This is a genomic window from Streptococcus sp. 27098_8_22 (assembly GCF_041432415.1).
GTDB classification, from domain to species: Bacteria; Bacillota; Bacilli; order Lactobacillales; family Streptococcaceae; genus Streptococcus; species Streptococcus pseudopneumoniae_M.
The window spans coordinates 238,876-251,236 of the sequence record NZ_JAPVZP010000002.1 but is presented as its reverse complement, the minus strand read 5'-3'; the positions used below and the strand labels follow the sequence as shown (position 1 = coordinate 251,236).

Genomic DNA, 12,361 nt, shown 5'->3' with positions numbered 1-12,361 from the left:
GTAGTATGTATCAAATTTTAAATGCTATTTCGCATGGCGTGGTTGGGACTATCTTGATTGCGATCTGGTTTGTACCGCTCTTCAAGATAACTATATGTGATAACTTTGGAAATGAAATCAAAACGAAAAGGCTGCCATTAGCGTTCTTAATGTTACTAAAAAGTATTTGGCCGAAAAGTAAGGTTTCATTTATTTGGAAAGGATATAAGAAGCATGAGAAATAGAGATAAGGAATTAATCTAAAAATAAAAATTCACATAAAGTAGAAAGGATATATCCACTATGATAGATACAATCAAACGCTGGATTGAAAAGATAAAATCTAGCCCAATTTTGAAGCCATTTATTAGGACTAAAGTTTGGTTTCAAGAGAATATTATTAAGAGAAAACTAGTTATTTTCTCAATGTTGTTTGTGACCTGGTTAAGTCTTTTGATGGGAGCGATTTTCTCACCACAAAGACAAACATATACTTCAGAACAACTCAAAACAAAGCAGGTTTTTGCGAATGGCAGCGGTGAGATGAAACTGGTCAGCCAGGAATATTCACCAGATACTGGAATTATCGTTTTACAATTTGAGACGAAAGATGCTACGACTTCGATAGATCGGGGCATCGATGCCAAACGCTTAAAATGGAAACTCTATGCGCAACATAAAGACTCAAAAATAGAGATGGATGTTGTTCCAATCATTGATAATAAAGTATCAGTTATTATTAAAGGAGTTCCGAAAAATTTTGGTGCATTTGCGATCGATGTGACGAATCAGACAGTCTCTTCTAGCTCAATTGATGTGAATATTTCATCGCCATCCAGTGATTCTAAAAAGGTTTCTCAGAAGAAATCTGGAGAAGAGGACACTGTACAATTCTTTGTAACTCCTCAAAATCCTCAGCTTGAAATCAAAGCTATTGAAGTTGTCTCCAGAGAAGAATTTACTCTTCAGGAAATCGAAAAAGAGATCAATTTCCAGAACGAACAGTCTCAAAAATTGACAACATCAATTTCTCAATTGAAGGAATCTATTGAAGATGATAACTCACGAAAAGCGAGTCTTCAAGCAGAAGCAAAATATCTAACAGGTGATGATCTCGAAGCCAATCAAAAGAATATTGCTACGCTGGATACAAACATTGAAACGAAGAATAGAACCATCGAAACAGCCTATAAAAACATTGAAAAGTTGAAGGCTAAATTGGAGTCTTTGGACAAGAAAAAACAGGCAGTCAAAGATGGAACATTTGAATTTTCAAACCCTATTGAAACTGTAGAAATGAATTAAAGTGAGGTAAAATAAAATGAAATCAAAGAAAAGTTTTAAAAAGATTTACCATGTAATGTTTTTTATAATGATTGATTGTTGCTTCACTCTATATATTTTACTTACTGTGTCGGCCTTTCTTACTTATCAGTGGTTTGTAAATCTTAACTCTTTTACAATTCTTTATTATTACGATACCATGAGTGTACTATGGTTTAGTATTTTGATTTCTACAATTTTGACAAAGATATTATATCGTCCATTGTTAAGTTCTATTTGGTTCCAACCCTTGTGGAATAAGATAAACGATAGTGAATAAAGAGAATGAATCTCCTTAATTTTTGAATTAAGGGGATTTGTTTTTTATGATTGTCCCTTTAAAAAATTTTTTTTAGTTATCTTTTATACTAGAATCAATCAAAAAAGAAAGGCAGAAAAATGAAAGAACAACTTAAATTAGCACCAAAGGAAAATCAGCCAGTTAGAAAGCATCGTACTGTATTCACAAGTACAAAAGGTTTGTTTAGAAAACAAAAATGGGTTGTGCTGGATATTGATGAATATGGAATGACCTATCATAGTAAACCAGGATATAAAGGAGAAATGTTTTCTTCAATGTACCTCGTTCTACAGGAAATTAAAATTGATGAACGTTCTTTCACACTAACCATCAAGAAAAATGATCATGAAGTTTATGTGATTGATTTGAAAAAATTAGATGGTGATTTGTGGAGCAATTTCCAAATTGTAAAAGAAAAAATTACCAGCTTTGCAGGAAATAAATTAAGGAATTAAGAAATACGAAATTAGAAAAAAGGAGAAGTAATCATGGCCAAAAATGATTTAAAAAAAATTGATAATCAACTAGAAGAAGCAAAGAAAAAAGTTGCCCTTTTAGAAAAGGAACGTAAAGAAGCAGAAGAGAATCTTCAAAAACAAATTGGTAAAATTTATGTTCAAATTCAATTGAAGAAAAATAAAAATCAGTCGTATGAATCAATTTTTGAAGAGTTAAAAATGGAATTAAACTTCATCAAAGAAGATGAAAAAGAACAACGTTTAGCAGCGAAGAAAAATCGTGAAGAAGGAAACTTTCCAGCTGAAAATCAGTCTTGATTTTTGAGTTTTGAACTTCCAAATGAAGTCAAAAAAGGTGTAAGTAAAAGTATGTAAAGAAGAAAAACAGTGTAAGTATAACACCTATAAAGTATGTAAAGGTAAGTATAGCATGTGTGTGTAAGTAGGCGAAGCCGAGAAAATTACCGGTACTGGAAACGTTGATACTATCAACATATCACGGTACGTGATATCAGTTTCCCTTATGCTCTTTTCTACCACAACACACCTAAAAAGGGCCTTAGTCCCTCTGTGTGTGTTAGTGTGTTGAAAAACCGCAAAAATAGAACCGTATCGGTTCGTGATGTTGCGAGGTTGAAGTTTTCTTTTTTGCTTCTTTTTGCTTTTGCTTCGACAAAAGAAAAAAGAAGGGCGCTATTTTTTAGAAAGGAAAATTTAAAATAATGGCAAATATAAAACAAAATCGAATTGAGATTAGAGGCCTTACTGATGATGAAATTAATTATCTAAAATCTCTTGCGAAAAAAAATAAAGCCAATTCATTTAACGATTTTTTGCTTTCAATCTGTCGTGAAAAAATTGAGTATGGAAAATTTAATCGTGCTCAAGACTTGTATGTAGCTCATTTAGAAAATATGAAATTAGCTTCTGACCATGTTCTGGAACAAATGAAAAAACAGACAAAGGTATTATCGGAATTTGAAGAAAAAATGGATTGTTATGGCGATCATATTTCACGTTGGTTAGAGTATGAAGGAGAGGTGGAAAGTGATGACTAAAAATTTTTTAATTCGAAATGTTCCCGACGATATGTTTGAACAACTTCAGGCTATTTCAAAAAAATATAACTATCCAAGTTTCAATGAGTTTATGTTATCGCAAGTTCAAAATATCGTAATGAATGATGGATTGAATTTGTACAATAACCAATTTGCGGAAACATTATCTGTCATCAAAGAACAACAAAGTCAGATTTTAGAATTGATGTTGAAGAATGAAATTTCTCTTTCAGCTTTAAATATTAAACAAGATATTGTAAATAATCTAACTACAAATTGGTTACATTTTATGGATGATGTATCTGCACTTGAAGCTGAAAGACGGTCAGGTGGTGTTTAAAAATGAAGAAGAATAAATCTCTGTTCATCATTCTCATTTTTCTTGCAATCTTTATCGTGCAACCTAACAATTTTAATGCTATCAAATCTGGCTTGACACAAAATGATATCCCGACTCAATTGAACATAGCCGATTCAGCTGAAGAAAAAAATTCCGACTCAAATTTGAATCCTACCCTGAAAAATGATGATTTGAAATCGAAGGAGTATGATGGAAAAAATCAGGTGATTGTCGTCAATGAAAAATCACAATTTACAAAAAGCGAATTGAGTTTAGAAAATGGTAGCTGGGAAAAATATTCTGATCTAGATTTTTTAAATCGTGTAGGAATTGCTGAAGCGATGTTGGGAAAAGAATTGATGCCAACGGAAGACAGAGAATCTATTTCATCTGTCACACCAACAGGGTGGAAAAATAAAAAAATAATCTTCAACGGTAAAGAAGATTATTTGTATAATCGTTCTCACTTAATTGGTTTTCAATTAAGTGGAGAAAATGCGAATGCGAAAAATTTATTTACAGGTACACGTGCTTTAAATGCAAATTTTGAAGATGAACAATCATCAATGGTCTACTATGAAAATAAAATTGCTAACTACATAAAAAATACGAACCACCATGTTCGCTATCGAGCAACTCCCATCTTTAGAAATGTGGAATTAGTTGCTAGAGGAGTTCGTATGGAAGCACAGAGTATTGAAGATGATGAGATCTCATTTGATGTGTATATCTTTAATATTCAACCAGGATATAAAATCAATTATTTGACAGGATCATCTCAGAAAATTTAAGGAGGAAAAAATGAATCCAAGACTTAGTTTATATTTTAACGAAGAGACACATGAAAAATTTAAGGAAATAAAATCTTACTTGAAAGAATCGTCTGCTTTGCAGAAGCAGTATCGAAATAATTCGGCAACGATTGTCACTTTGATTGAAGTTTTTTATAAACTTTTTATTGAATTAGGAGAAGGAAAAAATTTTTATGAGCTACTAACTCAGCTGGAAAAAAATTTGGGGGCTACCTCTGATTCAGGAAATGACAACAAGGCAATTCATCGTCAACTTGATCAAATTCTCTATCTAACACTAACAAATTTTCATGCTATTACGAAAGATGATTTTGATGTTCAAGATTTGGAATCTATTCATTCACGATTGGATCCTACACAACATGAATTGATGGCAAGAATCAACGATGTCATTCAAGAAGATATTGCACGTGGTCAAACTATCAAACATTCTCATTAATTGAAAGGAGAAGTAGAAAGTGAGTGAGTCTAGTCCAAGTATTACCTTCATGCTGCAATATACAGAAGCAAATAGTGGGTTTGTAGACTACACCAATAGAGACGAAGCTGTCGAGGTTGATAATGAATTAAATTTAGAAACACACAGACAAAATATTGAGTCTCTAACTGAAGATAAAATACAAAAAATCCAAGCTGAAGTCCCAGAAACAAAACTTAATTTCCAGGAGTATATCGATTATATGAATCGTTCTTATGCTACTGAAAATCAAAATGAAGAGATGACAGCGATTTTTACAAAAGAGGCCAATTATTTGCAGCGTAGCAAAGTAACTGAATTGAAAAGTAAGTTAGAACAGGCTTATCAAAATGGCTCTCTTCTATGGCAAGGTGTTATCTCTTTTGATAATGACTTTCTGGCCAAGGAGGGATTATATGATCTGGAAACTGGGAAAGTTGATCAGCAAGCTATCAAGTCGGTCATACGTGAAGCATTGCCAAGATTGATTGAAAAAGAAGGATTATCAGACTCATCATTTTGGTGGGCTAACATTCACTTGAATACGGATAATATTCATGTGCATTTTGGTTTATCTGAAGTTGAATCTGCAAGAGAAAAAATTTTCTATCGGCCTCGTGGACGAATGGAATTTAGAGGTAACTTTTCTCAGAAAACCATTGAGCGTTTTAAAAGTGATGTTTTTCATGGCCTGTTAAATGAACAGACTAGAGGAATGATTGTTCGACGAGAACAAATCTTGGCCAATATCAGAAGTGAGTTGATCAATTCTGTTTTTAGAGATCAGAAGGTTCGTTCTTCGGCTGAAAAAAATTTTTTGGAGCAGGCTTACAACCATTTGCCAATGGAAAAAAAATGGCGTTATGGATCAAATGCAAGAGATTTTGCAGTCAGTAAATTCTTCCTTGATCGCTATCTGGATTCCTATTTAGAAAATGATGGGAAAGAGCTCTATCAAGAATTTCTGAAAGAAACGAAGGACTTCCTAGAAACTTATAGAGGAGCTTATTCAGCTGAAAAAAAATCAACCTACGAAAAGAGTCGGAAAGTTGATGGTCGTTTTGAGAAAACACAACAGGAAGCTGCAGGCTATCATCTACAGCAATTAATAGCGAATCGAGAGAAGGAGTTGAGAGAACGACTAGCAAATAAAATCTTGCACCTATTTCGTGAGAATGCTCCTGAAATAGCTGATGTTCGGCTGGAAAAAAATTTGGCCAATTTCTCAGTAAAGAATCAACAAATGATTTTAGAACAGGATCCCAATGCAAGTGTTATCAAAACACTAGATGCTTGGAAAAAACTGGGTTATGAATTGAAAGATGGGGCAAAACCTCTTGAAATCACAAAACCAGTCTATGCTACTTATGATAAACATGGAACAGGTTTGGGACGTCCTGAATATATTACGGAATTAGTTTATGATGTGAGTCAGATGAAAGAAGACTTACTGGAGAAGCAACTTAGTTTAAGAGACTTGTCGCTATTTTCTTCAGCTGATTTGAAAAATCTTGTAGAAGCGGCTAAAAAGAAAAATGATCGATCATTAAAAGAGCGCCAAGAGTTAGGAACATTTCGCTATGCTTTAAAATTGAGTTTATTGGAGGAAAAACAGAGTAGTTTATTAGTTCGTAAAACTCTTTTTGATCAAATTCAACCACTTGAAACCGATAAGCCATTTGTTGAATTAAAAAGGAAGGAGATTCTTCAAAGACTGCAGCTGACTGAATTGCAGCTGACTCCAAATTATAAACTGAGTGAAGCAGACCAATCTCTGAGACAATCTCTTGCTAACCAGTTTGAGGATAGTGTTTCATTTTCAGTAGAAAAGGCTGATTCATTAGCAATTCAAGCTCCTATTAAACGTTTGAAGGAGGAATTAGCTACAATTGAACCTCTTCAAGATGAGGGAGTTTTGACCATTCTAAAGGGTTATCCTATTACGAAAGATAGCTATATAGAAGAGTTACAGACACATATCTCCATTTTTCAGCTGAAGCATCAGATTTATAGTCGAAACAAGGAAATTTCACAAACGACTGATCAAGCGACTATTCAAAAATTAAAACAGGAGAATGCGAAAGGATTTTCTGAACTCAACTCACTCTATCAAAAAATATTGCCAGAGAAAGAAAGCAATCAGAAAAGTCAGTTAGCTCAAGCTGTTTCACAGAAAATGCAAGAAAGAAAGGTCTTGCAAAGAAAAAATATCCAACAATCTCAAGGTAAAGCAATCATCAATACAGATTTCATGAGAAATCTGACCAATTCTCTTCAAAGGGCTCAACGTGCAAATAAAAAAGCCCTTATGGAACGTGAGAGAAGCGATGAGAGGCAAGAACTGGAGGAGAAAGGACAAAGTATATAAGAGTCATTGTAAAAGCAATGGCTTTTTTGTTGAAAATGGAAATCTATTGTCCCTTTAACTGTGATTCCTCAGTTATTACATAGAATAAAAGGATAAAAAGAGAAAGGAGTAGACAAATGGAGCTAGTATTTCCAGATGTTGCAGTTGAAGACTTTGATTTCTCAGCTGAATGGTTAATTACGGCAACGAATGCCGATAGCAAGCAAGTGCATTTTGAGGGTCAAGGAAGAAATTCTAATTTAGAAATGGTTCTAGATTTTAAGGAAAATTCTGAGCTATTTGAATCTTTTTCAGTAGGGGAATTGGTTCACTTAGATCCAGAATCATTTCTACAAGCAGAGAATGAGCCGTACAAACCACAGTATGAAGGATTTTAAGGAGATTTTATATGACAGAACAAGAATCAAGACGTGGTAAAAGTCGTAGAGAACGTGTTGAATTTGCACGTTCTAGAGATATTTTGGATGTTGCAAAAGAGCTTCAGATGGAGCTGGTTCGCTCCGGACGAGACTATCGATGGAAAGAACATGATAGCCTAGTTATTTCACCTGATAAAAATTTATGGAAATGGTTCTCTAGAAATACAGGTGGAGATGCGATTTCTTTGGTTGAGACGATAAAGGAAGTAGATTTTAACCAATCTGTAGATTTTTTGAATGATGGAAACTTTAAAGAGTTTCAAATGGTTGAAAGACCTCAAGAAGATTTTAAATACTATCTTGAGAAATACGAGCAGCCGTTTTCAGCTGGAAGAGACTACTTACGGAATCAACGTGGGTTATCGGATGAAACGATTGATTATTTTTTGGAACAGGGGGTTTTAGCCCAAGCTAACGCCAAACTTGACTACTTTGCGGAAGGCACTGGTAGAGTTACAACAAATGAGATTGAGCCAGTTATTGTATTCAAATCCCTTTCTTCTTCAGGTGAAGTTGTTGGAGCCACTTTACAAGGAATACAGGAGAATTGGGAGAAGTGGCCAAAACATGGATATGCTAAAGTGATTATGAAAAACTCCGATCCTATGACAGGTATTCATGTTGATATTGGCAGTCCAAAACGATTGATTTTCACTGAGAGCCCAATAGATTTAATGTCCTACTATGAATTGCATAAGGATAGTCTTCAGGATGTCAGATTAGTTTCTATGGATGGTTTGAAAGAATCTACTATTGGCCGTCATCTATCTCAAATTAAGGCTGAAATGTCAGGAAAAGCGCTAAGATGGACACCTGAACAATTAGCGGACGGACTTCAAGTAGCTATTGATCATCATTTTTTTGAAGATGGGAAAAATGCGGATTTGATTACTCTAGCTTTAGATAATGATAAAGCAGGTAGAACATTCATTCAAGAATTGGAGGCAAAAGGAGCTGTTATCAATTCAGATCTACCAGAACTAAAACCAGGACAAGATAAAACGGACTGGAATGATGTTCTAAAGAATCAACAGGAAGAAAAGTCTGATAGTCGCAAATCAGAATATGAACAAATGGCTGAAGAAACTTTATCAGAATCAAGTCACCTCCCTGATACCAGCCACCTTTCTCCTGAAGATGCGGAGTGGCTTAAAGAAAATTGGAACAATATTTCTTTCTCTGTTCAGTCGACTAGGCCCTCTGAAACAGATCTGGCTGCGGAAGAAAAGCATTCTCCAGGTAATCAAGAATCTATTGCCAATACAGAGGAGAATGCTGTGAGATTGATGAGCTATGAAGAGGTAAAACGGGAAAATGAAGCATTAACAAAGAGTTTAAATAATCGGATTCAATCTGGAGAATTATCAATTGAATTTGCCCCAGATTTCTATCTATATGATGTCTTTGCGAAGTTAGGAAATAGCCATCCTACAAAATATCTCAATGATAAGCGAATGGAAGTACTGTCTCCCATTCACTCTCTTTTGACTTCTATCGATGATCAAACGATTGATTTATACAAGGAAAAAGGGACTCCTGAGCAGGATTCTTTGTATCAAGCATTGAAACCTCATCAGAGAACTTTGGGAGTAGATATTTCGACCCGGTTTATTGGTGAGCTTGCAATAGCAGCCTACAATACCAATAAGCAGATAGAAAGCCTTTCAAGTGACAGTTTTGGCGTCTATTATGATGAAAAAACCCTTGATAATCTATCACAATCAATTGAACGAATGCTGGAGTATCCATTGATTGAATCAGGAACAAGAGACTTTACCTATGGTTTTGTGATAACTCCAAATACATTGTTCCACTATCTGGAAGAGCAAGAGGGAGAAGTGGTCTTAAATCGTGAATTGTTGGATAACTTAATGTCACGACTTGATACTCAGCCCATTAAGATAATAGAGGCTTCAGAAGAAAAAGAAAAGTCTCTTGAGGGTGGACAAGAGACTGCTAATAATTCTGGACAAAACAAAAAGGCTGAGACAAAACTCGGGGATTTTCCTGAAGAAACTCAGGGGGCAGCACCTCTACCAGAAGCGAATGTATCGCAACCTTTGAATGACTTGTCACCAAGTCAAACTCGATCTCAACCTTTACTTCATTTTAGCATAAATGAGGAAAGAAAGTCAATTCATAAGGATAATTACCATCCTATCTCAGATAAAGATTTGCGAAAATTAAACCGTTATGCTCCTCATCTTCAAAATGCAGCCTCTTGGTATTTAGAAAATGTAGCAGACTCACAAGTTACCTATTTTTACCAGGATGGTGCAGATACAAATAGCCTTGCTATCTCCTATAACAAAGAAAGTTTTATGCACTTAACAGGTATTTATCCTTATAGAGAAGGGCAAACTGCAGGACAAACTTTATTGGATTTTGCTGCTGGAAATGGACAATTTGATAATATTTTAATTGCCAATAGAGGTGCTGCGTTTGATAAGTTGAAAGTTCTTCCTGAATTACCTGCCATAGTAGACGCAGAGTCCTTTTATTTTGGAGACTTATCAGATGTAGAAAAGTTTCATAGCCTAAATTTGGATAAGGCAATTCGTTCAAATGACCAAGATGTTTTACTTGCTTTTAGGACGGTAGATGGCACGGTTCTGCCAGCTAGTCTTATGCGATTAAGACAAAGCCTTAATCTTCTACTGGATCAGACAAATCAGGAAAAGATTATTTTAGGTGTCTTTAGAGAGCGAGATGGTCACTTTGAGCAACTTTCAATCAATGAAGAATATGTTAAAGATAAAGGCGCAGAAATGCTGTCAGTTTTGAAGAATAAGCAGTATGAAGAAGTTTCTAAAGAAATTGAACAAACGGCTTCAGATAACACACTGAATAAACCCCTACTTGATTCGGCTACGTTTACTCAAGTCTTAGATAGTGTCTATAATTTAGGTGTGCCAGGTGACATCTCAAAAACTCCAGAAGAATTTCATCAAGCCTGGAATCAGTATCTTGACTATGCGAAACAGTACAATGATAAATTTGATCAGATTGTTGCTGCAGCTGGAGAAGATAATCTCCTGGATAAAAATTCCGACTTTTATAGAGACTGGCATCAAGATCATATTTATAAAGATGACTATCATATTCGTCTTCAATGGTCTGAGGATCGCCCAGTTGGCCCGAAATTGCCGTTTAAAGAGACCGAACTGATATCTTATCAAGACTTCGCTAGGGAGCTATATAAGGCCAATCAGGACTTTTATCCAATTCATCAAGAAGGAATGAAACAAGTAACAGCAGGCAATACTGAAGGCTATATCCTTCCTACCAAAATTAAGTTTGATGTTTATGCTCCAGGGGGTGAAATGATTAAAGAGGGAATTCGGTATGATATTGGAGATGAGACTACACCAATTTCACAAATGTTAGGATTAGGATATCGTCGACTCAACGGTCAATCTGTACTAGCATCGATGGATGAAGAAATTCTTTCTCAGCTGGGAAATAGAGAGGTGAATAAGGAAATTTCTCAGGAAGCAAATGAATCGGCTCGATTGACAGAAGAAGTAGCAGGTCAAACTCCTGATACAAGAGAACCGGTTGCTTTTCAATCTTCTAAGCAAGAAACTAAAAATAATTTGCTTCAGCGTGTAGAGGAGATCTTGAATGAGGAACCTATTTCGGATTTGGAGACCCCTGAAGTAAACTCAAGTAGTATTGATTATGCTGCTTTAACGCCTCATGAATTGAGTGAGGTTGCTTTCCAAAAAGTGAGAGAGTACACAGAAACACCAGAACGGTTAGAAGAGTATCTGAATTTTATGAGTAAGTTTCCAGAACTTTCTCCTAGAAATGTCGCTTTGATTCAGGAACAGTGGCCAGGAGCGAGTGCAGTTGCAACCTATAATCAATGGCAATCGATGGGGGAAGTTCTTGGGATTACTTCAGATCAGGTATTTGAAACTAGAAATACCTATACCAATAAAAAAACAGGTCGAACAAGAGAAGTTGTCCATAATAATCTTTCGGTTAAGACAGGAGAAAAATCACATATTACCTTGTTTAGACCTATGATGGTTGAAATGATTCCTGTATTGGATGAAAATGGAAATCAGGTAAAAAATGGAAAAGGCAATCCAAAATATAAAAGACTTTCTGAAGCGACACCTGAAGAAAAGGCGTTAAAGAAAGAAGGAAAATTGAAATCTCGCCTCTTTCAGGAAAGAGATTCAAAAACAGGCTTAGCTAAATTCGCTACGTATAAAGTATTTGAGTTGTCTCAAACAACCTTGAAACCTGAATTTTATCCCAAAGCGATGCCAAATCGTCACTATGACTTTAATATGGATCATATTCGTACAAAAGAGGTACTTGAAGGACTTTCAGACTATGCTAAGGGTATTGGGGTAACAATCTATCAAGACGATGCAAAAGAGTTGAGGAGTGCGAAAGGAGCTTTTTATCCTGCTGAACAAAAAATACTTTTGAATCCAGATAATACTCCTGGAGAAGTCGTTGCAACCACTATTCACGAGTTGGCGCATGCTAGTCTACATAATCCTAAATTTGCTAACTCGTATAAGGAAGATGTCTCAAAAGATCGTAGAGAACTTGAAGCTGAGATGACGAGTTATCTCGTTTCTAACCATTTTGGGTTAGATACCTCTGAGAAAGCCATTCGCTATATGGCAATTTGGACTGATAATTTGACCTCTCTTGATGATCAACAACTAGCGCAATCTATGAAACGGATTCATGGAACAGTATCTAAGATTGTAAAAAGTGTTGAACAACATACAAAGCCTTATCAGTTGAATAGACAGGTGGGACAAAATCAAAATTTTATCCAAAGCCCAAAAAAGGGGCTTAAAGTATAGAAAGAGTGCTC

At 35.2% G+C, this 12,361-nt stretch carries 11 protein-coding genes; all 11 read left to right on the top strand.

Annotated elements, in window-relative coordinates; all coding sequences use genetic code 11:
- The first annotated feature begins 5 nt into the window (after window positions 1-5).
- The gene (locus O3633_RS04850; protein ID WP_371620579.1) at window positions 6-224 is read left to right on the top strand and encodes a multidrug transporter MATE; all 219 of its coding nucleotides are present in this window, start codon (window positions 6-8) and stop codon (window positions 222-224) included.
- Window positions 225-282: 58 nt separating this feature from the next.
- Entirely contained in the window at window positions 283-1,284 is a 1,002-nt protein-coding gene (locus O3633_RS04845) for a hypothetical protein (RefSeq protein WP_371620578.1), read from the top strand.
- Window positions 1,285-1,701: 417 nt separating this feature from the next.
- On the top strand, window positions 1,702-2,058 hold the full coding sequence (locus tag O3633_RS04840; protein WP_124787923.1) for a hypothetical protein: 357 nt from the start codon (window positions 1,702-1,704) through the stop codon (window positions 2,056-2,058).
- Between the two features lie 33 nt (window positions 2,059-2,091).
- Entirely contained in the window at window positions 2,092-2,379 is a 288-nt protein-coding gene (locus O3633_RS04835; RefSeq protein WP_371620577.1) for a hypothetical protein, read from the top strand.
- A 404-nt stretch (window positions 2,380-2,783) separates the two neighbouring features.
- Window positions 2,784-3,119 carry a hypothetical protein gene (locus O3633_RS04830; protein ID WP_199863002.1) on the top strand — a complete coding sequence of 112 codons (336 nt, stop codon included), beginning with the start codon at window positions 2,784-2,786 and terminating at the stop codon, window positions 3,117-3,119.
- The gene (locus O3633_RS04825) at window positions 3,112-3,459 is read left to right on the top strand and encodes a hypothetical protein (RefSeq protein ID WP_371620576.1); all 348 of its coding nucleotides are present in this window, start codon (window positions 3,112-3,114) and stop codon (window positions 3,457-3,459) included. Before O3633_RS04830 ends, O3633_RS04825 begins: the two co-directional genes overlap by 8 nt.
- A 2-nt stretch (window positions 3,460-3,461) precedes the next feature.
- The gene (locus tag O3633_RS04820; RefSeq protein WP_371620575.1) at window positions 3,462-4,250 is read left to right on the top strand and encodes a DNA/RNA non-specific endonuclease; all 789 of its coding nucleotides are present in this window, start codon (window positions 3,462-3,464) and stop codon (window positions 4,248-4,250) included.
- 10 nt (window positions 4,251-4,260) lie between these two features.
- Window positions 4,261-4,710, top strand: coding sequence for a hypothetical protein (locus O3633_RS04815; RefSeq protein WP_371620574.1), 450 nt, complete (start codon window positions 4,261-4,263; stop codon window positions 4,708-4,710).
- 49 nt (window positions 4,711-4,759) lie between these two features.
- Window positions 4,760-7,096, top strand: a complete 2,337-nt coding sequence (gene mobP2 / locus O3633_RS04810) for a MobP2 family relaxase (protein ID WP_371620619.1) — start codon at window positions 4,760-4,762, stop codon at window positions 7,094-7,096.
- Between the two features lie 116 nt (window positions 7,097-7,212).
- Window positions 7,213-7,473 carry a hypothetical protein gene (locus tag O3633_RS04805; protein WP_371620573.1) on the top strand — a complete coding sequence of 87 codons (261 nt, stop codon included), beginning with the start codon at window positions 7,213-7,215 and terminating at the stop codon, window positions 7,471-7,473.
- 11 nt (window positions 7,474-7,484) lie between these two features.
- Window positions 7,485-12,350, top strand: a complete 4,866-nt coding sequence (locus O3633_RS04800; RefSeq protein WP_371620572.1) for a PBECR4 domain-containing protein — start codon at window positions 7,485-7,487, stop codon at window positions 12,348-12,350.
- Window positions 12,351-12,361: the final 11 nt, after the last annotated feature.